Origin of the sequence: Anaerococcus sp. HMSC065G05, assembly GCF_001812365.1 — a bacterium.
In the GTDB taxonomy this organism is placed as follows: Bacteria; Bacillota; Clostridia; order Tissierellales; family Peptoniphilaceae; genus Anaerococcus; species Anaerococcus vaginalis.
Map to the genome: position 1 here is coordinate 51,915 of NZ_KV808727.1, position 26,441 is coordinate 78,355.

The window sequence follows — 26,441 nt, forward strand, 5'->3', positions numbered from 1 at the left end:
AAATTATCAATAAAATATCCATACATTTTCTTTTCAATATTTCTATATACAAGAAAAGTTAATAATGATACAAGAAATGTAACTGGAAGATCTAAAAAAATTGGATCTTTTGGATTTACCAAAATTGGAAAAGCAGTAGATGCAAGAACTGCACCGATAATTGCAATTTTCGGATCAATAATTGTAGTATTTCTAATATTATCAAGTTCCATCAAAGCTTGATCAAGATTTAATTCGTGATTACAAAATTTTCTAGAAAATGAATTAACCCTATCTACAACTATTAAATTATTTCCTCTATTTTTTACTCTTTTAACATTTGCATAAGTTTTGCCATCAACATTAAAGGAATACATTAAAGCATTAAAGGTTGCAAAAACATCTATGTCGCTTGCATCATAAATTGATCTTATTATTCTTTCGACTGTGTCTTCAACCCTATAAATTTCTGCTCCATTTTTTAACATCATAGCTCCTGCCCTTGATGTTATTTCAAGTAATTTATTTATATCATCTTCTTTATACATTTTATTATCCTTTTCAATACAAAAGTAACTTTCCAAAATTGAAGGAAAGTTACTTAAAAAAATTTTACATATTTTTGTATTTATTTATATTATCTGATGAAAGAAAATCGTAAGCATCATTTATTTTTTGAAATTTTTCTGTTGCATTTGGATCTTGGCTTATGTCTGGATGATATTTTTTTGCAAGTTTCCTGTAGGCAAGTTTTATTTCATATTGATCGCTTGTATATGATACTCCCAAAGTATCACAAGCTTTTTGATATTTTTCTTTAAACCCAAGGTCATTTACAAAACCGCCATTTTGATAAGAACCTGTATTGTATCTCCCATTAAAATTTCTTTCGTCAAAATCAAATCCCGAAAAATTAAAACCTTGAAAAAATTCCTCAAATCTTTGATTCATTTCTTCTTGTCTTCTTTGTCTTTCTTCTTCAGCTTGTCTTCTTCTTTCTCTTTCTTGGTCTAGCTTATATTTTTTTGCATAATCTGATAAATTATCAAAGCCTTTTTTCTTTCCAGAAATTAAAGTATCAGCCTTATCGTACATCCATTCTATCAAAGTATAATTTCCATATCTCAAAAGAGAAATGAAAGATTTTCCTAGAAATGGAACTACTGCTATTATCAAAAAAATAGTAAAAAGTTCAGGCGGTATAGCTATAAAAAACAAAGGAAGTACAAATATTACTGAACACCCTATTAGCATTATAACTTGGCTTAAACCTTCAAAGACTGTAACTATTGCATTTAAAATATTTATTAAAAAATTAAATATAGAATTTAATACGCTTGCTAGTCCATGGATAAATTTTCCAAATATTTTTTTCACGTTTTTTCTCCAATCTATCTTGATTATACCCAAGTTATTTTTATCTGTCTACTAGCCAAAAAGCTCCTCATTATTAGAATTATAAAGCTTATAATAAATTCCTTTTTTATCAAGCAAGTCTTTGTGATTTCCTCTTTCAACAATCCCATCTTCTGTTAAAACTAAAATTGAATCTGCATTAATAATTGTAGAAAGCCTGTGGGCAATTGTTAAAGTTGTCCTTCCCTTTGATAATTTTTCCAAAGAATCTTGAACTATAGCCTCACTTGTATTATCCAAAGATGAAGTTGCCTCATCCAAAATTAAAATTGGTGGATTTTTCAAAAATACTCTTGCAATAGAAATTCTTTGTTTTTGCCCTCCAGAAAGTTTTACTCCTCTTTCTCCAACATAAGTGTCAAAGCCATCGGAAAGCTCCATAATAAAATCATAAGCTCCTGCAAGCTTACTTGCTCTTATTATTTCTTCATCACTGGCATCTTTTTTACCATAAGAAATATTTTCTTTGATTGTCGCTCCAAACAAATACACATCCTGTTGCACAATTCCAATATTATCTCTCAAAGAATCAAGAGTTAAATCATTTATATTTTTGCCATCAATTAATATTTTTCCCTTATTAATTTCATAAAATCTTGGAATAAGTTTTGTAATAGTAGTCTTGCCTGCTCCAGATGGCCCAACAAGAGCGACATTTTCTCCAACATTTATGTTAAAATTAATATCTTCCAAAATCCAAGAATCTTTTTCATCTTGGTCTGGATATTTAAAATAAGCATGGTCAAAGGAAATTTCTCCCTTGACACCTGTAAGTTCTTTCGCATTTTCTTTATCAAAAATATCAGATTTCAAATTAATCACTTCATAAAATCTTTCAATTCCTGTAATTCCTTTTTGATATTGATCTGTAAATTCTACAAGCCTGTTTACAGTTGCAATTATTGTATTTAAATATAAAACGAAAGCAACAAGATCTCCTGGACTCATCAAATTTTTTATTACAAAATTTCCTCCAATAATAATTAAAACTGCATACATACTTCCTGCAAATAATTGGTTGATCATATTATAAGATGCCATATTGTAATATTTTACTTTTTTAATATCTACAAACTTGTCGTTTCCCTTTTTAAATTTTTCTTTTTCTAAATTTTCATTTGCAAAAGATTTTACAACGTCTATTCCCAAAAGAGAATCCTCAATGCTTGCATTAATTTCTCCAATTTGTTTTTTCTCACTTTTAACAGATTTTGAAAAAGCTCTTCTTTTAATTCTTGCAGCATAAACCATAAGTGGAATTATTATATACAAAACTAAAGTCAAAGGAATATTTATAGTCATCAAAACTACAAAAGAAATCGTAAGTTTTATAAAACCGATAAAAAATTCTTCAGGGCAATGATGAGAAAATTCTGTAATATCAAATAAATCTGTTGTCATCCTACTCATAAGTTGCCCAATTTTTGTTTCATTGAAAAAAGCTGTTGACATTGTCAAAAAATGTTTAAAAATATCGCGTCGCATATCTTTTTCAATATGAGCTCCCATTATGTGGCCGTAAGATTGCATAAAATATCTTCCACAAACTTCGACAAGTTTTGTAAGAGTATATATTAAAGTTAATTTTAAAATAATTGAATATGTTAGGCTAGAATTTGATGCATGATCTGTAAGTGATGATAAAATAATTGGTAAAATCAATTCACAAACAGTTGTTAAAAATGCAGAAAATAAATCAATAGCCAAAATATTTTTGTAATCCTTGTAATAAGGAATAAATTTTTTAATTAATTCTTTATCAGAATAAGTTCTTTTTTCCATTTCTCCTCCTTGATTTAATATTTTTATACTATAGTATTCTACTATTAATTTAAACTTATTCACTTGATTTTTTTAGATTAATTGTTAGAATATTAATAAAGACACATAAGGAGGAATAATGGCAAGAATAATTGAAAAAACAAATCTTAATGACTCAACCATTAAATTTGTTGTAAATTCTCCAGATATTGCAAAAAGAGCAAAACCTGGTCAATTTATAATTTTAAGGATAGATGAAAAAGGCGAAAGAGTTCCTTTTACAATTTCAGAAACTGATGATGAAAATGTAACAATAATTGTTCAAATTGTTGGAGGAACAACAATTAGAATGAACGAATTAAAAGCAGGCGATGGATTTTTAGATTTTGTTGGTCCTTTAGGAAAACCAACTGAACTTGATCAATATAAAGGAAAAAATGTTTGTGTAATTGGTGGAGGTTTGGGAACAGCTATTGCCTATCCTCAAGCAAAATATTTACATAAAATTGGAGCTCACACTGATGTAATAATGGGCTTTAAAAATAAAGACATAATAATTCTTGAAGATGAATTAAAAGAAGCTTCTGACAATTTATACATTACAACCGACGATGGTTCTTATGGCAAACAAGGATTTGTTACTGAAGTTTTAAAAGAAAATATTGAAAATGGAAAAAAATATGATCTTGTTTTGGCAATTGGCCCAATGATTATGATGAAAAATACTGCCCTTGTAACAAAAGAATATGACATACCAACTATTGTTTCACTAAACTCAATTATGGTCGATGGAACAGGAATGTGTGGTTGTTGTAGAGTAACAGTTGGTGGTGAAATGAAATTTGCTTGTGTTGATGGACCAGATTTTGATGCTTTTGAAGTTGATTTTGATGAAGCTATGAACAGAGGAAGAAATTACCAACAAGAAGAAAGAGAACACATTTGTAGACTAACAGGAGATATGAGAAATGGCAAAATTTAATATGAATAAACAAAAGGTTTCTATGCCTGAACAAGATCCAAATGTTAGAAATAAAAATTTTGATGAAGTTGCTCTTGGTTATGATTTAAAAATGGCTCAAGAAGAAGCACTTAGATGTGTTCAATGTAAAAATAAACCTTGTATGGGAGGCTGTCCTGTTTCTGTAAGAATTCCAGAATTTATTCATCAAGTAGTTGAAGGAGATTTGGATAAAGCTTACGAAATTATTTCATCAACAAATAACCTTCCAGCAATTTGTGGTAGAGTTTGTCCACAAGAAAATCAATGTGAAGGAGTTTGTACAAGAGGAAGAAATGGCGAGCCAGTTGGAATTGGTCGTCTTGAAAGATTTGTAGCAGACTATCACATGAATAAAGAATATAATAAACCAACAGAAGTTACAGGACAAAATAAAAAAGTTGCCATTGTTGGATCTGGTCCTTCTGGACTTTCTTGTGCAGCTGATCTTGCAAAATTAGGTTATAAAGTTGTAATGTTTGAAGCTTTCCACACAGCAGGCGGAGTTTTGATGTATGGAATTCCAGAATTTAGGTTACCAAAAACTTTGGTTCAAAAAGAATTGAAAAATGTAATTGGTCTTGGAGTTAAACTTCAAAGAAATACAATTATTGGAAGAACAAAAACAATTAATGAATTATTTGAAGAAGGATTTGAAGCAGTCTATGTTTCAACTGGAGCAGGTCTTCCAAAATTTTTAGGAATTGAAGGAGAAAATTTAAACGGAGTTTATTCAGCAAATGAATTTTTAACAAGAATGAATTTGATGAAAGCATATAAATTTCCAGAATATGACACACCAGTTCATATAGGAAAAAAAGTTTGTGTAGTTGGTGGTGGAAATGTAGCAATGGATGCGGCAAGATCTGCAAAAAGAATGGGCGCTGACGTAACTGTTGTTTATAGAAGAAGTTTTGAAGAAATGCCAGCAAGAGCTGAGGAAAGTCACCACGCAAAAGAAGAAGGAATTAACTTTATGAACCTCCATAATCCTGTAGAAATTGAAGGAGAAAATGGTTGGGTTAAAAAAGTTAAATTAGAAGTAATGGAATTAGGCGAAGAAGATAAATCTGGAAGAAGACGTCCTGTTCCAACTGGAAAATATGAAGAAGTTGATTTTGATTCTGTAATTGTTTCAATAGGACAATCTCCAAATCCACTTATTAAACAAACAAATGATGATATAAATACCGAATCTTGGGGTGGAATTATAATTGACGATTCTACAATGACAAGCAAGGATGGAGTTTTTGCAGGAGGAGATGCCGTAAGTGGTGCTGCAACTGTAATTCTTGCAATGGGAGCTGGTAAAAAAGCTGCTGAAAATATTGATAAATATATAAAAAATAAAGCAAAATAAATTTAAACCTAGCTTATGATGAAATCTTAAAATCCAAATTAAATTTTTAATTTTACATCATCTCTAGATATTTTAATTTTAAAATTTTTTAATTATATTTTTAGAAAAAATAAAAATCCGATTCACAGATTATTTATCGTGTAATCGGATTTTTCTTTTATATTTTATTTGATTTTTTCGATTATTCTTGATTTTGTTTCGAAATTATCACTTGTTCCTGTTATTGATTTATTTTCTTTTGCTATTTTTGACATTTGGTCTAGAATTTCGCTAATTTCTGTTACATCTTCTGATTTATCAGCTAATTTATCTATTCCTTTTGTCTTGTAATCGCTAAGTCCTTCTTTGAATTTTCCAAATGATGAAACATATTCGTCACTTCCATTTTTAAGTTGACCTGTAGAATCACTCAATTTGTTAATTCCATTATCTAATTGTTTGATTCCATTTGCCATTGGATTTATTGCTATTTCATTTATATTTGCAAGTTGTGAAAGAGCTTTTGATCTTTCTTGGAATTGTTTTAAGCCACTAGAAAGAGATGCTGATCCATTTCTTAATTCTTCTGAATTTGTGTCTAATTGGCTAATTGCATTAGAAAGTTTATTAACTCCATCTTGGTTTTGTTGTGTTCCATTTTTTAATTTTTCTGATCCAGCTTTAATTTGTTTTGTTGACTCATCAAGCATTACTACTGAATCTTGTAATTTTTTAATATTGCTTTTTGACAAAGCTTCGCCTATTTTTTTACTTCCTTGTGCAAGCTTTTCTGATGATGTTTGTATTTTTGTTTTTGAATCATTTAATTTAGTGTTTACTTGAGAGAGTCCATCATTTACTTGTCCAATTGATGTTGTAAGATCTGATGAGCCTTTTGCTACTTGTCCAAGTCCAGATTTTATAGCAGCATTTGCTTGATTATTTGCACTTAATGAAGCTACATCATTATTTAATCCTTGTTTTACTGCTTTTAAATTTTCAATTTCTCCTGATAGTGAACCATCTTCATTTTTTGCTTGTAAATTTGCTATAACTTGGTCAATTGAGCTTGCTTGAGCATTTATATCTTGAATAGATGAATCAATACTTGGCACATTTTGAGCACTTTGGTTTAGATTATTTATTCCTTGATTTAATGTTTTTGAAGATTCTTCAATTTTTGAAAGTCCCCCACTCAATTGTCCAATATTATCAGAAAGCAGACTAATTCCTTTTGACAATTCTTCAAGTCCATTTGATAATTGATTCATTGAATCTGTCAATTTTCCTATATCTTCTCCGTTTGTTGCTTGTAACAAACTATTTCTTAGGCTTGTTGTTCCTTTGTTTAATTTTAAAAGTGACGAATCTAATTCGCTTGCTCCATTATTTAAACTTACAGAGCCTTCTTGTAATTTTGCCATATTATTATTTATTTGTCCAACTGCCATGGTATATTGGTTAACTCCATTATAAAGTTTTGAGCTTCCATTATTTAGTTGGTTTACTGCTGAATTTACTGTTTGAATTTTTCCTGGCAAGCTTGAAAAAGCACTTGATAATTGGTCAAATGAGCTTACAATTTTATTTGATCCTTGGGATAATTGACCTGCTCCCTCATTTAATTTTCCAATTCCATCATTTAATTTTTTGCTTCCTTCATCCAATTTGTTTGAACCATCAACAAGTTTTGCTGCATTTTCTTCTAATTCATTTATTCCATTTTTTAATTCATCTAAGGAATCAAGTTTTACATCTTCTTGGAAAAATTCATTAGTTATAAGTGCATACACTTCTGTTGGTTCGTAATCTTTAACATCCATTTCCATTTCTACTTTGTCTTTAAAATTATCAAGTTTATCTGCCTCAATAATTCCTTGGAAATTTTCTTTAAGCCCTGGCGTTAAAATTGCTGCTACTATTTCATTTTTTCCATCTTTTACAAGTTTTCCATCATTTGTTGTAAGATTTTTTACCTTATCTGAATTGAAATTCATTTCTGCAAGGGCAAGATATGGTGAATAAATCTCTTTATTTTCCCCATTGATTTTTGCCTTTGTTTTTTTCTTGTTTACAGCCTCAATTTGGATTTTTAAATGTCCAGATTTTCCTTTTAATTTATCAAAGGTCATTTCCTTTCCATCTAAAAAATATTTTACATTTATATCAACTGGCAAATCTTCATTTGTTTTTCCTTGATAGTAAATATCTTTGCTATCTTCATTCCAATTTATATATCCATTATCTAAATTTACTTTTTTGTCTGTTTTTAAATTTTTGATTTCTTTTAAATTGGTTTTATCTTTTACTTTGATATTATTATCGGAATTTATCCAAATTGAACCAGTTTTATCTTTTATTTTATCAGCTTCTTTTGTAACATATATAGTCTCATTTTTTCTAACATTTAAATCTTTGGCATAAGCCACATTTGTCATCAATAATGAACTTGCAAGAACTAATGAGAATCCTTTCATTAATTTATTTTTCATATTTTCCTCCTAATTTAATCCTTTTGTTGTCTTTTTAATAAATGGAAATGCTATTTTTATTATGGCTGGAAGGAATAATATTATTGCAAGCATACTTATTATTGCTCCTCTTGCCAAGAACATACAAATCGTTGATACAATTTCCATTTTTGAATATAAACCTACTCCTACAGTTGCTGCCATAAATGATAAAGCAGATGTTACAATTGATTTTGATGTTTCTTTTACTGTCAATTTTAAAGACATATCCACATCTTTAGATTCTTTATATTCTTTATATTCTGCAATAAACCTATCCATCATAAGGATTGAATAATCTATGGTTGATCCCAATTGAACTACTCCAATAATGATTGATGTTACGAAAGGAATAGTTTGGCCTAAATAAAATGGAATTCCCATATTTATTTGAATAGCAAGCTCTATTACTGCAATTAAAACCACAGGAATGGCAAATGATTTAAACACTATTGCAATTATTAGAAAAACTATAATAATTGATGCAATATTTACCATTTTAAAATCCCTATCTGATAAAATTGTAAGGTCTTTTGTTAAAACAGCTTCTCCCGTTAAATATCCATTTTTATCATGTTCTTTTACAATTTTATTTATTTTATCTACTTGATTATTTACCTTGTCAGATGCTGTTTGATATTTTGAATTTATCATAATCATTTGATAGCCATTTTTATTGAAATTATCTTTTATTTTATCTGGCAATACGCTATCTGGTAAGGTAAGTCCTGTAAATGAATTTAAACTTAAAACACTATTTACTCCATCAACATCTTTTAATTCATCAACAAGTCCTTTTACATTTTTTTTGCTTAATTTATCATCAACAACTACAAAATGCGTAGAAGCCATATTAAAATCTTTTTTCATTTTATTTAAAGCAACTATTGAATCCAAATCTTGTGGCAAAGACCTATCAAGATTGTAATAAAGATCTGTGTTTCTTGCTCCATATATAGCAGGAATAAACAAAATCAAAAATGCAATAAATAATCCATTTTTATGACCTAGTACAAAATTTGATGTCTTGTCGAATGATGGTAAAAATATTCTATGATTAAATCTTGCAACTATTTTTTCTACAATCAAAATCATTGGTGGTAGAACTACAACAGTTGAAATTAGTCCCAATAAAACACCCTTACTCATAACAAGACCTATATCTTTTCCAAGTCCTAAACGCATTAAAATTAATACAATAAATCCTGCAAAAGTTGTAAGTGATGATGCAAAAATTGATGATACAGTTTTTTGAATAGCTATATCCATCGCATCATTCTTATCATCATTAGTTTTCTTTTCTTCAACGTATCTATGATATAAAAATATAGAATAATCTGTAGTTACAGCCAGTTGCAAAACAGCCGCAATAGCTTTTGTTATATAAGAAATTTCTCCCAAAAATAAATTTGTACCAAAGTTATATAAAATTGCATATCCAATATTCAAAATAAATAAAAATGGTATGATAGTTGATTCATTTGTAAGAGATAAAATAATCAAAGCCAAAGCTACTGCCAAGGCAACATAAATTGGCGTTTCGTGATCTATTAAATCTTTTGTATCTTTTACAAGTGAACTCATACCACTTAAAAATTTCTCCTTGGATTCTATTTTTTTAATATTTTCAATAGCTTTCATAGTCCTAAAAGATGATGAGCTTTCTTTAAATTTAACCATAAGCAAAGTACAATCCTCAGAATAAAAAATATCTTTTATCTCATCAGGTAAAAACTCATTTGGAATGCTATCTCCAACAATTGATGATTTAGAAATTACATCTTCAACACCATCAACCTTTAAAATTTCATTTTTAAGTTTATCAGCATCATAATCATCACCTTTCAAAAGAAGCATGCCCGTGGCAGCATTTTTAAAATCTTTATCAAGAATTTCTTGCCCTTGAGTTGATTCTAAGTCAGCTGGCAAATATGACAAAATATCATAATTTACGCCAGTATTCTTGTATCCAAACCAAGCAGGTATTAATAATAAAGTCATTATTAATAAAACAAGTCTAGGATGATGCGAAATAAATTTCGTTATTTTTTTCATTTATTCTCTCCTATTCTATCGAAAATTTTTCTAATAATAGCAAATAAAACTGGTTTCATTTCATCAATTGATAAAATTGACTCTTCCAATACAGCACTTTTACAAGTAGACATCATAATTTCAAGAGTTAGAGAAAGTATATAAAGTTTTTGCGACTCCGTATGATTTGTTAAAAATAGATTATCATATTTATTTAAAATATATTTTAAAGTCGAATCCGCTTCGCTAAGACCATAATCATTTTCAATTTTTGTATAAAGAGTCCAAGTAATATTTTTGCTCAAAAGATCTAGCTCAAAAGGATGAGCAATCAAATAATCAATTATATAGTTTACAAAAGAAATATATCTTTCAATTGGATCAGTTTCCTTGCACATTTTTTCAGCATTTAAAATAATCTGTGTACCAATATTTAAAACCATTTTTTCTTCCAAATCATTTTTATCTGTGTAATACAAATAAAAAGTACCTAAACCATATCCAGCTTCTGTCATAATATCTCTAACAGAAGTTTTTTCAGCACCTTTTTCTTGAAAAATTTTCAGGGCTGCATCCATAATTTTTTCTTTTTTATTTTCTACATCACTCATAAATTAATCTACTCCTATATAATAATATAAAATGAACACCGTTCATTAGTTGCTACATTTATATGATACAACTTCCTGAACGATGTTCAACTATTTTTTGTAAAAAATTTTAAAATTTTTTTATTATTACATAAACATTATGAAATCAAGCTTTTGTTTAATACATTTTTGATTTTTTTATGGCAAATTTAATAATTTCTATTCCTTCATTAATTTCTTTTTTACTTAAATTTGCAAACCCTAAGATAAAATAATTCTCTTTTCCAGCCTTTCTAAAAGAAAATCTATTCAAATTAATTAGTCTTAAAGATTTCTCATTTAAAACTTCATTAAATTTTTTTATATCTACAGACTTATCAATTTTTATAAGCAAATTTAAAGAATCTGCCTTTGTTGGAAAAGAAATTTCTTCAATTTCTTCTAATTTTTTTACTATAAAATTAAATTTCTTATAATAAATATTTTTCATCCTGTTTATATGCTTTTCAAATTCTCCGCTTCTTATAAAAGATGCCAAAGCTTTTTGCAAAAAATTTGAAACTGTATTTGATAAATCTTTAAAATTATTTTCATATTTTTTTAATAAATCATCTGGCAAAACCATATAAGAAATTTTCATTGATGGCGCAATTAATTTTGAAAATGAACCAAAATAAATAACATCAGAATTTTTATCCATTGCTTTTAAACTTTCTATTGGATAACCCTTAAATTTAAATTCGCTATCATAATCGTCTTCAATTATATACCTATCTTTTGAAAGAGATGCCCAATTTAATAATTCAATTCTTCTTTGTATCGACATAACTGTACCCATCGGAAATTGATGAAAAGGGGTTACAAATAAACACAAAGCATTTAGGTCTCTTAGCTTATCAATTTTTACACCCTCATCATCCAAATCCAAAGGAATTGGATTTTTCAAATCATAAGTATAAAATTTATTTCCAAAAGCATAACCAGGATTTTCAAAAGCAAAAAGAGTCTGGTCTGTGAGAAGTTTTTTTATCATAGAAAATAAATGTTCAGTTGATGATGAAATAATTATATTTCTAGAATTTGTAATAATATTTCTAGAATTTTTCAAATAAGTCTTTATAGCCTTTCTCAAAGGCTCGTATCCCTTATAGGAACCCTTGTCCAAAATTTTTATATCATATTTATTTATTGCCTCTTTCATATATTTTTGCATAACTTTATATGGAAAATTATCATAATCAACACCGCTAATTGAAAAATCATATTTTATTTTTTCATCATCTATTTTATTATTTTTCAATTCCTTCTTGTTCAAAATAATTAAATCATCAATTTTTCGACAATAAAATCCACTTTTATCTTTTGCATAAATGTAGCCTTCTTCTTCAAGTTTATAGTAAACTTTTTTTATTGTATTTTTTGAAACATTAATATCTTTTGATAAATTTCTAATTGATGGGAGCTTTTCGTCTTCTTTTATTTCTCCATTAATTATTTTATTTTTTATAATTTCATATATTTGTTCATATAAATATTTTTTGTCATTTGGTAAATTTAAATACATCTGTAACCCTCATTTTTTTATTTTTTGTTACTTTTATTAGTTACAGTTTATCATATAATAGAATCAAGATAAATATTAAGGAGAAAAAAATGATTGAAAAAAATATAAATGCTCAATTTGAAAAAAAAGTTATTATGGATGTAATGAACGTTGAACAAGCAAAAATTGCAGAGGCAGCTGGTGCAAGTGCTGTTATGGCTCTTGAAAGAGTTCCTGCAGATATAAGGGCTGCTGGTGGCGTTTCAAGAATGAGCGATCCAAAAATGATTGAAGAGATAATGAATGCTGTAAAAATTCCTGTAATGGCAAAGGTAAGGATTGGACATTTTGTTGAAGCACAAATTCTTGAAGCCTTGGGAGTTGATTACATAGATGAATCTGAAGTTTTGACTGTAGCTGATGATTACAATCACATCGACAAAAAGAAATTTAAAACTCCTTTTGTATGTGGAGCAAGAAATATTTCTGAAGCTTTGAGAAGAATTTCTGAAGGAGCTTCAATGATTAGAACAAAAGGCGAGGCTGGAACAGGAAATATTGTCCAAGCTGTAAGACACATGAGAGAAATTAACAGAGAAATCCAAAGAATTTCTGTTTTAACTGATGATGAAATTTTTTCATACGCAAAGGAATTAACGGTTGATGTAAATCTTTTAAAATATGTAAGAGATAATAAAAAACTTCCTGTAGCAAATCTTTCTGCTGGAGGAGTTGCAACTCCTGCCGATTCAGCTTTGATGATGCAACTTGGAGCTTACGGTGTGTTTGTAGGAAGTGGAATTTTTAAATCTGGAAATCCAGAAAAAAGAGCAAATGCAATTGTAAAAGCCGTAGAAAATTTTGATAAACCAGAAATTATTTTAGAAGTTTCAAAAGATCTCGGCGAAGCTATGGTCGGAATAAATGAAGACGAAATAAAAGAAATTTTTGAAAATAGATAAAATAAAAATCAAACAATATGCCCCATAAAAAAATTCTGCATTAAACTGCAGAATTTTTTCTTTATATTCTTTTTAATAATTCTTTTAACCAATTTTCATCTTCAGGATCTGATGAGTATCTTTTTTTAAGGTCAATTGATTTTATTGCTTTCAAATCTTTTTCGTCAAGTGAAAAATCAAATATTTCTATATTTTCTTTTATTCTTTTTGGATTTATTGATTTTGGAATTGGCATTGAGCCTCTTTCAATGTGCCAACGCAAAACTATTTGGGCTGGCGTTTTATTGTATTTATTTGCAAGTTTTTTAATTACAAATTCTTCCAAAAGTTCACTTCTGCCTCTTGCAATTGGCGACCAAGCTTGATGAAGAATATTATTTTCTTTTAAAAATCTAACAGTTTCATCATTTTGAAAATGTGGGCTAGATTCTAATTGGTCGATTGCTGGTTTTTCTCCAATTTCTAAAAGTTTTTTTAATTGAGAAATTTCAAAATTTGAAACTCCTATTGTTTTTATAATCCCTTGTCTTTTATAATCTTCAAAAACTTTCCATGATTTTTCAAAATCTTTTCCAAACCAATGGAGTAAAACCACGTCCAAATAATCTGTTTGCAATTTTTCCAAAGATTCGTCAAGAGATTTTTTAGTTTTATCATAGCCAAAATCACTTGGCCAAACTTTGGTTGCTATTTTATATTCATTTCTTTTTTTACCAGAATTTTTAAGTTCTTCTCCTATCATTTTTTCGTTATTATAAATTTTTGCTGTATCTAAATATTCATAAGAATTTTCAAAAAATGCCTCGATTGCATTTGCCATGTCATTTCTGTCAGTAATTTTATAAGTACCAAAACCCAAAGCTGGTATTTCATTTCCGTCATTTAGTTTGTAATATTTCATATCATCCTCCTGTTTTAAGTTTTACCCTTTAATATATGATATAATCATTTTATGAAAACTGTATTAATAACGGGCGCATCAAGAGGAATTGGTGCTGCCATTGCAAAAAAATTAAATAAATCCTACAATTTAATCTTAACTTATAAGGAAAATAAAGAAAAAGCTTTAAATTTATTAGAAGATTTGAGAAAAGAAAATCCAAATGTAATTGCTGTAAAATGTGATGTTAAAAATGAAGATGAAATAAATAGTTTATTTGATCTTGCTGAGAAAAATTTTTCTCATGTTGATATTTTAATAAATAATGCAGGCATTTCTTATTTTGGTTTAATTCAAGATATGACTTTGTCCGATTGGAATGAAATTTTAAGGACAAATTTATCCTCAATTTTTTTAACTTCAAAAAGAGCAATTCCAAATATGGTTGGTCAAAAATCTGGAGTTATTATAAATATTTCATCAATTTGGGGAAGTTTGGGAGCAAGTTTTGAAGTTGCTTATTCTGCGACTAAGGGTGGAGTAAATTCTTTTACAAAGGCTCTTTCAAAAGAACTTTTGCCATCAAATATTAGGGTAAATGCGATTGCGCCAGGAATTGTAGATACCGATATGACAAAATTTGATTTATCTGAAGATGATAAAAAATCTTTGAAAGAAGATTTAATAGAAAAAAGATTTGCAAAATCCGAAGAAATTGCAAATCTCGTTGAATTTTTAATATCTGAAAAAGGTTCTTATATTACAGGTTCCATTTTTGATATTAACGGTGGTTTTTATTAACTTGTTCAAATTCTTTAAAATTGTACCAATAAATATAAGATGATATAACTTTTTTTCCAAGAGCTTCTTCTATGGAGTCCTTGTAAATTTCAAGTTGCTTATCATAAAATCCTTCTCTTTTTAAAGAATCTGTTTTAAAATCCATAAGTACAACTTCATTTTGGGATTCAAACATTATATCAATTTGACCATTTACATAAAAATCATCAATTTTTCTAAGAAATGATTCTTCCTTTCGAATTTTTGGTGATTTTTTCATTAAATCTTGGATGATTTTTGAATTAAAAAATCCTAAAATATTTTCAAAATTTATATATGGGCGATATTCTTTTTTTATTTTTCCTAAATCGACTAATTTATTTATTTCTTTTTCTAATGAATTTAAATCATAAGATTTAAATTCTAATTCTTGGAAAATTTTGTGGATTAAAGTTCCCTTATCAGTTGCTGATAATTTTATTTCTTCAAAATTTGGCTTTCTAAATTCATAAAAATCTTCATTTTCTTCAAAAGGAGATTTTTCGTAGCCATCTTTTGATAAATCATAATTTTTTGCAATTTCTGTTACAGATTTTTTCAAAGATTTATTTATATTTTCCTTATTTTTGTAAGAAAAATTATAAACTTCTTCTATATCTTTATAAATTTTTTGATTATACTCATCTGCCTCAATAAGTTTTTCAACATCTGTATAATCTTTTTTATAATCTTCTATGAAATATTCAATATATTTTATTTCCAAAAATCCTTTATTAAAAGCATCTGTCTTATAATCTATATCAACAAAATTACTCATTATTTTATCATCGCACAAAACTTTTAAAATCCAATCCATATAAGATGATAAATCCAAAACTGAGTTTGCATTTAAAACTTTTTCAAGCCCTTTTTCATTTAGATCTTTTTTTCCAATTATAGAAATTTTTCTTTCAGCACGAGTTAGCGCAACATATAAAACTCTCATTTCTTCTTTTTTATCATTAAGATTAGATTTTTCTAAAATCAAATCTCTTTTTATAGACGAAATTTTTATTTTATTTTCCCAATCGGCAATATTAATTCCAATACCCAAATCCTTATCCAAAACCATATCTTTTGAATTGTCACGAGTATTAAATCTTTTAGAAAAATCTGGTAAAATTACAGCCTTAAATTCAAGACCTTTTGACTTGTGAATTGTCATAATTCTCACTAAATTTTCATCATCAGATAAATTTCTTGAAGCTTTTAAATTATCTTTTTTTTGATTTTTTAAATTATCAATGTAGGCTAAAAATCCAAATAAAGAATTTTCATTATTTTTGTCATAATCATCCATCAATTCAATAAAAGCCTCAATGTTTTTTACTCTTTCTTCTCCTCTATCCCTTGCTTTCAAAAAATCATAAAGACCAGATTTTTCAAAAATAATATTTGCAAAGTCATACATGGTAGAAAAATTTAAAATATAAGAAAAATCTGTAAAAATCGTATTAAAATCAGAAATTTTTTGAGAAAGATTATTTTCATTTTCTTTTTCATATTCCTTAAATTTTTTGTAAAAATGAGATTTTTCAGATGATAAACTAATTTCTGCCAAATCATCTTCAGAAAAATTAAATATTTCACTCCTAAGAACTGAAAGAAGGCTAATGTCATCGTTTGGATTGGCTATATATTTTAAAATATTTATGAAAAATTCTACTTCAACTGTTTCAAATGAAATTTTTGAAATATCAGATGAAAATGGAATTCCTGCTTTTTTTAATTCATTTTCAAATAAATATGCTTTTGATGATGATCTAAGTAAAATTGCAATATCCTTATATTCCAAACCTGAATTTATTAAATTATTTATTTCTTTTGTCAAATAAGCCTCTTCGCTTACATTTTTTGCAAGAGCTTTGATTGAAACTTTTGGATATTTTTCGTCAAATTCAAAATGATAATTTAATCTGTGATTGTCATCTTTGTAAGCTATGTCAGAATTTTTTCTTGTCATAAGCCTATCAAAAATATAATTATTAAAATCAATCAAGTCCTTATCGGTTCTAAAATTTTTGGACAAATCAATTCTTAGGCAATTTGAATCTGTGTCATAATCTTCAAGCTTTTTTAAAAATAATTCTGGCCTTGCATTTCTAAAACCATAAATTGATTGCTTAACATCTCCTACAAAAAATAAATTATTTTCATTTTTTAATTTTTCTACTATATAATTTTGAATGTCGTTTGAGTCTTGATATTCATCAAAGAAAATATATTTAAATTGCTTTTTTAATTTGCTTTGTAATTTCTCATTGTCCAATAATTTAATAAATTCATGTTCCATATCAGAAAAATCCAAATAATTTTCTTCTCTTTTTTTATTTGTATAAATTTTTTCAAAAGAAACCACAAGATTTTTTAATTCTTTTAAAATTTTATCTTCCAAAGGATTAAAAAATCCCCTAGTAATAGAATCTGTATTTTTTACAAAATCTTTTACAATATTAAATTCTTCTTTGTAGGCATTTTTCTTTGCTTTTACATAGGCATTTTCATTTGGATCATCTAATTTTTTTGAAATTGTTACCATATTCGCTAATCCATTTTCAAAAATTTCTATGACCTCATCCCAAGATTTTTCTTCTATGGAATTTTTTATTTTTTCTAAATAGGATAAATCTTTTTCAATCATTATAAAATACTTATCCCTCATGGATTTTTCTTTTATATAATTTTCCAAATCTCTTGCATTTAAAATAATTGTTTCGATTCTTTCTTTTATATAAAATTTAAATTTTTCAAAATCAAAATTATTATTTGTATTATCACAAAGCCATTGGTGTGGATTTATTTGACTTTTTGAAAAATCATATAAGTCCAAAATTATATTTTTTGCATCCTTATCATCTTTTGATGAAGCAAAATTATGCAAAAAATTTATAAAATTTGGATCATTTTTTTCGTATTCGTCTTCAAAAAGCTCATCAATAGCATCTTTTCTCAAAAGTGCTTGTTTAGAATCAGCAGCAATTTTAAAAGAAGGAGAAAGATTATCAGACAAATAAAAATTTTCCCTTAGCATATCTGCACAAAATGAATGGAGAGTTTTTATAAAAGCATCATTTATAGATTTGATTTGATTTTTTATGAAAATTTTGTCAGAGTTTTCCTCTTTTAATAAATCATTTAATTTTTGTCTTATCCTATCTTTCATTTCAACAGATGCCTTGTTTGTGAAAGTTACGATAATCATATTTTTTATGGGAATTTTTTCTTCAAGCATAATTGAAACAAGCCTATCAACCAAAACTCTAGTTTTTCCACTTCCTGCCGCAGCAGAAACAATAATATTTTTTCCTCTTGTTTCTATTGCTTTTTTTTGATCATCAGTTGACTTAAATTTACTCATCTGATTGCTCCTTTTTAATATCATTTATGGAAATATTTTTACTTATATCATGAAATCTGTCTTGATCTCTTGTGTAATCAAATTTGCAAATTGACTTATAAGGACAATTTATGCATTCATAAGAATTTTGATTTATTCTAAGTGGATTTAATTTAATATTTCCATTCTTAATTTCACTTATATAAGAAGAAATTAATTTTTTAATAAATTTTTCCACTATTTTTTCTTCTTCAAGAGAAAAAATATTATCCTTACTTCTTGTAATTTTAAAAATATCAGATTTTTTGCCGTCAAAATTCTTATCCAAAAGATTTAAAATTTCCTCATCGATTTTTATAATAAGTCCATTCATTTTTGTTTTGTCATCATAAATTTTTTTAATCTCATCCTTATCATAATTTTTTTCAAGTTTTTTAACCTCATCTTTTAAGGGAAAATAAAAACTTGCAACAGGAAATAAATTTTCAGATTTTTTTTCTTTTGCAGCCAACATATATACAAACAATTGAAGGTCTAAGCCATTTAATAGATTATAAATTTTGATTTCTTTTGAACCAGTTTTGTAATCAATAATTCTTAGTAAATTATCGCACTTATCAATCCTGTCAATTCTTCCTTCAAGATAGTTTTTGTCATCCACATAAACTTCTGGATATTTTTGTCCCTTTCCATATTTTTCTTCTACACTATCAATTTTAAAATATCCTTCTTTGATTTGATTGATTATTTTTTTAGATGATTTTTGAGTTGACTCATAAATATTTGATAAAATAAATTTATTTTTATTATCATTTGCCCTTCCCAAATCAAGAGAATTTTCGATTGCTTTTTTGAAACTTTCTTTTACAAGATTTTCTAATTTTTCATCATCAAATTCTTTAAGATCCATATCTATCAATTTCTTTGAAATATTTTCCATATTATAGTGAACAATATTTCCAATTTCTAAATTATCAACATCCAAATTTTTATTTTCTTTTGCCATAAGCCCATAATTTATGAAATGTTTGTAAGGACATTTTGCATAAGTTTCAATTTCTGAAACTGAAAATTTATTTTTATCATAAAGTTTTTTTGAAATTTCAGAACTCAATAAATTTTTATCGTTCGAATAAGTAAATCCTTTTATAAATAAGTCATAAGAAGAATTTTTTGAATAATTGTAATTTTCTATATTATCTTTTTTAAATTTAAGATATGATTTTACAAATTCCTTTTCTGATTTTTTTGTATCTTCTTTGTTTTTTATATTCCATAAAATTTGATATGCCTTTAAGTCCAAAAGATCTGTGGAATATTTTATAAAATCAAATTTACTTTGGGCAATTTTTTTGTAAGAAATATTTGGAAAAATATTTATAATATCAGAAATACTTGTTGCCCTATTCATTGGGTCGTTTTCTTTATTTATTAAAGAATATGAAAAAATAATTTTTTGCGATGATGTAAACATCCTAAGTAAATTTAAAAGAATTTTATCATCCTTTTTTTCTTTGTAAATTTTAAGGTCAATGCCTTCGTTTTCTAAAGCAGTTTTTTCATTTTCTGATATTAACATCTCACTATTGTTATTTCCTGGAAAATAAATATCTGTCATTCCAACAAAAATTTTAATTTTTCTATCATTTATCCTATCTCTTGAAAAATCTCCAATTAAAACTTGGTCGATTGCAGGAGGAATTATTCCAATTGATGTTGCCTTACAAGAATTTTCTATTAATTTATAAATTTTTTTAAGCTTTGTAGGACTATCATTCAAAATTGTTGCTATTTGTTCTAAATTCGTCAAAAATTTATCCCAAACTTGTTTGTTTTCTTCAAAAATTTCAAGCCTATTTTCCCTTATATTTTCTTGATAATGATTAAAACCTGATTTTATTATTTTTTTATCAAAACTCTTATAAATTTCTTTTACAAGATCATTCGCCTTAATCTTTTTATTTCTAATTTTATATAGGTCATACAATAAGTCTATTAAAATTTTTCTTATTGAATTTACATTTTTAAGCTCATCTTCTTTTTCTTTTTTTAATTTCTCATCATTTTCATAAAATTTTTCATCTAAAACAAAATACTTATCATCAAAAATCATCGCCCCTTTGATTTTTCTATTTTCAATATAATTTTGAAAATCTAAAATCCTTTCGTAGGCATTTTCTCCAAAATCAATTACATTTGATCTTATAAAAGCCTCAAGATCTGTTTTTCTAAAATTAAAAACAACAAGTCTAATCATAGAAAGCCAAGTTTTTAAAATATGATTGTCGGATAATTTTTTTGTTTTATCAACAAAAATAGGAATCTCGCTCCTTGCAAAAATTCTTTTTACAAGATTTTCGTACTCATCACTATTTGCTAAAACCAAAGAAATTTCAGAATATCTATGACCTTCTCTAATCAATTTTTCTATAATTAGGCTACTATTTTCAATTTCATTTGTTGAAGAAATTGATTCAACAATATTTATATTTTTAGTTTTTTCTTGATAAATTTGGGGATTATATTTTTCAAAATTTTCATAGAGGTGCTTAATATCCAAAAGCTCATTTTCTTTTTCTAAATTTATAATTTTAATTTTGTCTATATTTTTTAAGCTTTCGACAAAGCGAATTGCTTGATCAAATATATCCATATCGCTTGCTATATTATTTTCATAATATTTCCAATCAAGGCAAATTGAAATCGTAACTTTTGCTCCTATTTTTATTAACTCTTTTATAAAATCTATTTTAAGGTCAGACAAAAAATCAAATTTATCAAAATAAAAATTAACATTTTTAAAAAAATCGCAATATTTAATATTATCTTTTATAATTTCAAGCTCATCTTCTTTGTCGATATAAGAATTTTCAAGCTTTTTTATATAAGAATCATAAATCATTTTGATTTCTTCAAATTTTAATTTTGTCATTGGATCTAAATTTTCATTTTTATTAATTTTTCCAAAAAATTCATCATCAAAATAATATTCCTTAATATTTGAGAAAAAATCAGAAAGATTATTTACAAAATCAATATCAAATGATTTGTTTGAAAAAAGTTTTAATTTATTATCTATTTCATCAAGTACGCTTGTAAGTAAAATCGCCTTAGAAACTTGATTTAAATTTTCATTTTTTTTAAGACTTAGCCTTTGAGAAATATATGAAATTAAAGATGAAAATGATAAAACTTTTGCATCCATAACCGACTTATATTTTATTGAATCAATAAAATCCATATCACTTTCAAGTGTATATTGTTCTGGAACTATAAGAAATGTTTTTTCTTTTTTATCCAAATTTTTTTCAATGTCTTTGTAAATATAAAATGAATTTTCTTTAGGAAATTTGCTCATAATTATTTTTATCATACAACCACCTTCAAACTTGATCCTTCTGTTTTAGAATATGAAACTTCAATTTTTGCATCAATAGCATCTTTTAATTCCTTTACGTGAGAAATTAAACCAATAAATTTATTATCATAGGATAATTTTTCAATTGTTCTTATTGCTTTTTCCAAATAATCATCTGATAAAGTTCCAAAACCTTCATCAATAAAAAGCGTATCAATTTTTATTCCACCATTTTCCATACTTATTTCATCAGAAAGTCCAAGAGCCAAAGCAAGTGATGCAATAAAACTTTCTCCACCAGAAAGAGAAGCCTCGCTTCTTATTTTTCCCGTATTTGAATCCAAAATTTCTATATCAAGTCCATAATTTTTTCTCTTATCATTAGTTTGTTTTTTTCTAATCATTGTAAATTGACCATCAGTCATTTCTTTAAGCCTTATATTTGCAAGTGATAAAATTTTTCTAAAATAATGAGAAAGAACATAAGTTTCAAAATTTAATTTTTCCCTTCCAGAAACATTTGACAAAGAACCATCAGCAATTTTTGAAAGTTTATATAAAATTCCATCCTCATTTTTTAATTTATTGAAGTTTTTTTCTATCGAATATATTTTATTTTTGCTATCTTTTAATCTTGTTTCGTTTAATTTAAGAGAAAAAATTGAATCATTTGTTTCTTCCAAAATATTTTTTAAATTTTCAATATTTTCTTTTATTTTATCCGTTTCAAATTTTTCTTTGTTTGCGTAATCTTTGAGACTTGTTAGCCTTATAGAAATATTGTTTAAGTTTTCAAAATATTTTTGAATTTCTTCTTTTCTATCAATTAAGTCCTTGGATTTTTCTAAGTATTTCAAAAATTCATCTATACACTTAAAATTTTCCCTAATCTTATTTTCAAAAATATTTTCAGCCTTTAAAATTTTTTCTTGATTTATTTTTATATAAGATGTAAGTGATTCTACCTTTGAATTTGATGAAGATTTTTCCTTTTCTAAGTTTTTTATTTTCTCATCAATCTTTTTAATTCTTCTTTCTTCATTTTCGACAAATTTTTTGTCAAAATTTACATTTTCAATAACTTTTTTTTCATCAAAATCATCAAGCTCTTCTTTTTTTATTTTAAATTTATTTTCAAGCTCTTCTATATTGTTCAAATTACCTAAATTTTCTAATTTATTCTCTAAATCTCCAATTATTTTTTCAATCTCAAAAGCTTCTTTTTCCAAATCTTTTTTGTATCTTATTTCTTTTTTATATTCTTGATTGGATTTGTCGTAAGATTTTTTTAATTTTTCATGTTCATTTTTATAATTTTGAAGATTTTTTTCAATATCTTCCGCCTTTTCCATATTAAAATCTATTGATTTTTCCAAATCTGAAATTTTATCTTTAGAAAGATTAATTTTTAATTCCAAATCAAAAAAATCTTTCTCAATTTTTTCTATATCAAGGTCAAAAGATTCTAAAAACTCAATTTCTCCCTTATAAATCCTTCCACAAATCGGACAAATTCCTTTTTCTTTTAAATCTTTCCTAAATTCATTTATTTGTATAGATTTTTTGTTCTCTTTTGCCCTATCTAATAAGATTTTTGCTTTTTCATAAGCTTTATTTGCCTTATCAAATTGAATTTTTTCATCATTTAAATTTTTAATTTTTTCATCATTAATTAGCGCTTTTTCATAAAGACTTTGACATTCAAAAACTTTTTGATAGGCATTGTGGCTTTTCTTTGTCATTTTTTCAAGATTTCTAGAAAACTCTAGCAATTCATCTGATTTTTTTCTTATTTTTTCATTTATTTTTTCTTTTTCTTTTAAATTATTTTCTATGGATTTTTTATAAATTTTTCCATCTTCAAATGCTTTTTTATTTTTATCTAATTCATCTTTAATTTTTTGTAGATTTTCAAATTTATTTAAAATTTCAAGATTTTTTACTATATTTTCTTTCTTTTGGTCGATGATTTTTAAAAGCTCATCCTTATTTCCAAGATAAGTTTTATTTTCTTTCAATTCTTTTTCAATGGCCTTTAAATTTTCATTTTCAAAATCTAATTTTATTTTCAAATCTTTTTGGCTTTTATTTAAGTCAAGAAAAGAATCGTAATATGGTTTAACTCCTATAGATTTTTCTGCGTAAGCCAAATCTTTCTTTAAATTTTTATAAAAAGATTCATCTTCTAAAAGTTTTTCTTTTTCTTTAAATAAATTTTGGTAATTTTCTATTTGTTCATTTTCTTTTTCATAGAAATTTAGCTTGGAATTTTCATTTTCTAGATTTTTGTTTAGAGATAATTTCTCATCATTTTTTATTTGAATATTTTTTTCACTTTCTAAAAGCAAATCTTCTATAATATCTATAATTTTTTGAAAATCTTTAAGCTTTATTAACTCATCATCAACTTTATCTTCTAAGAGTTCATTTTTTACAATTTCATTTTCCAAGCTATTAGAAATCATATCCAAATTTCTCTTTGAATTTTTGCTTGCTTCTTTCAGTTTTTCTTCTATTTCCTTGTAAAGATAAGACGAAAAAATTTTTGACAAAAGCTCAGCTTTTTCATCTGAATTTGATTTTAAAAATTTTGAAAATTCTCCTTGCGCAAGAATCATAACCCTATTTAATTGATTATAATCAAGTCCGATTACTTCAATTATTTTTTTATCTGTTTTTTGTGGTCCATCAGATATTAGAATTTCCTTTTCATTTTCGATTTTATAAAATTCTACGCTGTGAGAAACATTGACATTTGCTCTTGATTTTTTTGCTTTTTGATTTGGAATTCTTTTTATCCTATAATTTTTTCCATCAATTTCAAAATAAAAATCTACATAAGTTATAGGATCATCTCCACCTAGAAAATCACTTCTAATATCGTTCGAATTAAATCCTTCTCTTTGAATTTCTCCAAAAAGTGCAAAGCTTATAGCATCAAAAATTGTAGTTTTTCCACTTCCAGTATCTCCTGAAATTATGAAAATTTTGGAATCATATATTTTTGTAAAATCTATAAAAGTTTTATTTTTGTAGGTCATAAATCCGTACATTTCAAGTTTTACTGGCTTCATTGTATCACCTTTTTAAGTATTTCTTTTTCTAAATCTGTCATTTTTTCATTCATCTTAAACTTATAAAATTCTTCAAATATTTCCATGCTTGATAATTCTTCAAAATCAATATCAATATCCTCATCTTTTTCAATATTTATTGATTTTTCGTACTTTATTGAAACTGCATGAGGAAATTTCATTTTTAATTTCGCCATCGGAGAATCTATTGGCTTATCATCTTTTAAAGTAAATTCTATATAAGCATTTGAATTTTCCATTTTCAAAATATTTTCAAAATAATCACAAATTTTTTCAAAATCATTTAAAGGTTTAATTTCAATTTCTTTTATTTTTAAATCCTCTTTTAAATCAATAACAGTTACTGATTTTTTTTGATTTATTTCAGAAAATGAATATTTCATAAAAGTCCCACAATACCTAATTTTTTCATCAAGGACAAAGTGCTTCCTATGAAGATGACCTAAAGCTACATAATCAAAATTTTTAAATAAATGAGCATCCATAGCATCATTTCCACCAATTGTAAGAGGTTTTTCTCCTTCTATTTTTTCATCTTCATACGGCTTTTCATTTGCATAACAATGAGTAATCAAAACATTCCTATCCTTATAATCTATATTTTTTAATAAAACTTTATAAAGGTCAGTAAAATTTTCTATATTTGAATCAATTTCATTTTTTGCCCTTGCAAGGGAAATATAAGGAATCGGATAAAAATTAACTTTACCATATTCATCATCAAAAGAAATTTTTTCATCAGAAGAATTTCCATAAATATAATAAGAATTTTTTTCAAAAAAACTTTTAGAAATTTCAAGCCTTTTTCCCGAATCATGATTTCCAGAAATTGCTATAATTTTTTTCTTCAAATTAAAAATAATTTCATCCACAAAATCAGAATAGACTTTCATAGCTTCATTATTTGGAATAGCTGTATCAAAAATATCTCCTGCAATCAAAACAATATCTACTTTTTCATCTTTAATAATTTTTAAAATTTGGTCAAGACAAAATTTTTGATCTTTTAGCAAAGAATATGAGCCTATTGATTTTCCTATATGAAGATCTGATAAATGTAATAATTTCATTTATTTTCCCTCACAAAAATATACTCATCTTTTGTTGAATTAATTGGATCATAAATATAATCACAAAGATTTATTTTTTTAATTTCTTCAGTATCTGAAATTTTATTATTAATTAAATATTTTAACATTCTCCCACGCATTTGTTTTGTATATGAAACAATTGAACGAATTTTTCCATTTCTATTTTCTTTGAAGGTCAAGGTCAAAAATTTTTGATTTTTTTTCAAATATTTTTTTATGAGCTTAGCGTATTCAGCACTCGCCAAATTTATAATAAAATTTTCATCCTCAAAGGCTTTTTTGTAAATTTTATCAGCCCAAAATCCATACATATCTACTCCTTTTGAATCCATATAAAGTCTATAATCAGAAATTCCTGTAAAAGGCTTGCACAAACCGTATAAGGCAGAAATAATATAAACATGATCATTCAAATATTCTAAGTCATTAAAATCTTCTTTTTTAAATTGCTTAAAAACAAGTCCATCATAAGAAAAAATCGCTGGATTTTTTAAATTTTCAAAATCAAAATCCTTGTAATCATAATAAGCTTTTATAGCAAGATCATCATTGCAAAAAAACATATTTGCTAAATCATTTATTGAATATTTTTTTAAATTTTCAACTAATTCTTTTGTTTCGTCTTCAAACAAAAGTCCTTGTGTATTTTCATTTTCAAAATGTTTAAACCTTTTTGCAGGCGAAATTATAATTTTCATATCAAACCTTTCTATTTTTCATTCTAAAT

17 protein-coding genes are annotated in these 26,441 nt (G+C 26.1%); 4 read left to right on the plus strand and 13 right to left on the minus strand.

Features of this window, described 5'->3' with window-relative positions; genetic code table 11:
• The 3 genes from HMPREF2852_RS08710 to HMPREF2852_RS08720 form a co-directional block, all read right to left on the minus strand.
• Nucleotides 1-527 (minus strand): threonine/serine exporter family protein (locus tag HMPREF2852_RS08710; RefSeq protein ID WP_070607749.1); only part of this gene is annotated, 527 nt, incomplete at its 3' end.
• Between the two features lie 64 nt (nucleotides 528-591).
• Nucleotides 592-1,356 carry a J domain-containing protein gene (locus tag HMPREF2852_RS08715; protein ID WP_070607752.1) on the minus strand — a complete coding sequence of 255 codons (765 nt, stop codon included), beginning with the start codon at nucleotides 1,354-1,356 and terminating at the stop codon, nucleotides 592-594.
• A 51-nt stretch (nucleotides 1,357-1,407) separates the two neighbouring features.
• The gene (locus HMPREF2852_RS08720; RefSeq protein ID WP_070607756.1) at nucleotides 1,408-3,177 is read right to left on the minus strand and encodes an ABC transporter ATP-binding protein; all 1,770 of its coding nucleotides are present in this window, start codon (nucleotides 3,175-3,177) and stop codon (nucleotides 1,408-1,410) included.
• Between the two features lie 118 nt (nucleotides 3,178-3,295).
• On the opposite strand from HMPREF2852_RS08720, the gene HMPREF2852_RS08725 reads away from it, so the two are divergent.
• A complete protein-coding gene (locus tag HMPREF2852_RS08725) occupies nucleotides 3,296-4,138 on the plus strand; it encodes a sulfide/dihydroorotate dehydrogenase-like FAD/NAD-binding protein (RefSeq protein ID WP_070607757.1) in 843 nt (280 codons plus the stop codon).
• The gene (gene gltA / locus HMPREF2852_RS08730) at nucleotides 4,125-5,516 is read left to right on the plus strand and encodes an NADPH-dependent glutamate synthase (protein ID WP_070607760.1); all 1,392 of its coding nucleotides are present in this window, start codon (nucleotides 4,125-4,127) and stop codon (nucleotides 5,514-5,516) included. Before HMPREF2852_RS08725 ends, gltA begins: the two co-directional genes overlap by 14 nt.
• Before the next feature lie 164 nt (nucleotides 5,517-5,680).
• Here gltA and HMPREF2852_RS08735 read toward each other — a convergent pair whose 3' ends face one another.
• From HMPREF2852_RS08735 to HMPREF2852_RS08750, 4 genes are all read right to left on the minus strand, one after another.
• Nucleotides 5,681-7,987 (minus strand): YhgE/Pip domain-containing protein, encoded by a 2,307-nt coding sequence (locus HMPREF2852_RS08735; protein WP_070607763.1) that lies wholly within the window; start codon nucleotides 7,985-7,987, stop codon nucleotides 5,681-5,683.
• A 9-nt stretch (nucleotides 7,988-7,996) separates the two neighbouring features.
• Nucleotides 7,997-10,060 (minus strand): efflux RND transporter permease subunit, encoded by a 2,064-nt coding sequence (locus HMPREF2852_RS08740; RefSeq protein WP_070607766.1) that lies wholly within the window; start codon nucleotides 10,058-10,060, stop codon nucleotides 7,997-7,999.
• Complete coding sequence (locus tag HMPREF2852_RS08745) at nucleotides 10,057-10,650, minus strand: TetR/AcrR family transcriptional regulator (protein ID WP_070607769.1); 594 nt, start codon at nucleotides 10,648-10,650, stop codon at nucleotides 10,057-10,059. The genes HMPREF2852_RS08740 and HMPREF2852_RS08745 overlap by 4 nt, the downstream gene beginning before the upstream one ends.
• Before the next feature lie 157 nt (nucleotides 10,651-10,807).
• A complete protein-coding gene (locus HMPREF2852_RS08750; protein ID WP_070607772.1) occupies nucleotides 10,808-12,193 on the minus strand; it encodes a MocR-like pyridoxine biosynthesis transcription factor PdxR in 1,386 nt (461 codons plus the stop codon).
• A 74-nt stretch (nucleotides 12,194-12,267) separates the two neighbouring features.
• Between HMPREF2852_RS08750 and pdxS the strand changes: the two genes are divergently transcribed.
• On the plus strand, nucleotides 12,268-13,134 hold the full coding sequence (pdxS, locus tag HMPREF2852_RS08755) for a pyridoxal 5'-phosphate synthase lyase subunit PdxS (RefSeq protein ID WP_315940764.1): 867 nt from the start codon (nucleotides 12,268-12,270) through the stop codon (nucleotides 13,132-13,134).
• Nucleotides 13,135-13,195: 61 nt separating this feature from the next.
• On the opposite strand, the gene HMPREF2852_RS08760 is transcribed toward pdxS, so the two are convergent.
• Nucleotides 13,196-14,035, minus strand: coding sequence for an aldo/keto reductase (locus HMPREF2852_RS08760; RefSeq protein WP_070607778.1), 840 nt, complete (start codon nucleotides 14,033-14,035; stop codon nucleotides 13,196-13,198).
• Nucleotides 14,036-14,086: 51 nt separating this feature from the next.
• Here HMPREF2852_RS08760 and ymfI point away from each other — a divergent pair, with 51 nt between their 5' ends.
• The gene (ymfI, locus tag HMPREF2852_RS08765; protein ID WP_070607781.1) at nucleotides 14,087-14,815 is read left to right on the plus strand and encodes an elongation factor P 5-aminopentanone reductase; all 729 of its coding nucleotides are present in this window, start codon (nucleotides 14,087-14,089) and stop codon (nucleotides 14,813-14,815) included.
• Here ymfI and addA read toward each other — a convergent pair.
• Genes addA through HMPREF2852_RS08790 form a run of 5 tightly spaced genes read right to left on the minus strand, consistent with a single transcriptional unit; the run spans nucleotide 14,796 to nucleotide 26,412 of the window.
• Nucleotides 14,796-18,191, minus strand: coding sequence for a helicase-exonuclease AddAB subunit AddA (gene addA / locus HMPREF2852_RS08770; RefSeq protein ID WP_070607784.1), 3,396 nt, complete (start codon nucleotides 18,189-18,191; stop codon nucleotides 14,796-14,798). The genes ymfI and addA overlap by 20 nt on opposite strands.
• Nucleotides 18,184-21,543, minus strand: coding sequence for a PD-(D/E)XK nuclease family protein (locus HMPREF2852_RS08775; protein ID WP_070607789.1), 3,360 nt, complete (start codon nucleotides 21,541-21,543; stop codon nucleotides 18,184-18,186). Before HMPREF2852_RS08775 ends, addA begins: the two co-directional genes overlap by 8 nt.
• Nucleotides 21,540-24,602 carry an AAA family ATPase gene (locus tag HMPREF2852_RS08780; RefSeq protein WP_070607792.1) on the minus strand — a complete coding sequence of 1,021 codons (3,063 nt, stop codon included), beginning with the start codon at nucleotides 24,600-24,602 and terminating at the stop codon, nucleotides 21,540-21,542. Before HMPREF2852_RS08780 ends, HMPREF2852_RS08775 begins: the two co-directional genes overlap by 4 nt.
• Nucleotides 24,599-25,693, minus strand: a complete 1,095-nt coding sequence (locus tag HMPREF2852_RS08785; protein ID WP_070607795.1) for an exonuclease SbcCD subunit D — start codon at nucleotides 25,691-25,693, stop codon at nucleotides 24,599-24,601. Before HMPREF2852_RS08785 ends, HMPREF2852_RS08780 begins: the two co-directional genes overlap by 4 nt.
• Nucleotides 25,690-26,412 (minus strand): YaaA family protein, encoded by a 723-nt coding sequence (locus tag HMPREF2852_RS08790; RefSeq protein WP_070607798.1) that lies wholly within the window; start codon nucleotides 26,410-26,412, stop codon nucleotides 25,690-25,692. Before HMPREF2852_RS08790 ends, HMPREF2852_RS08785 begins: the two co-directional genes overlap by 4 nt.
• Nucleotides 26,413-26,441: the final 29 nt, after the last annotated feature.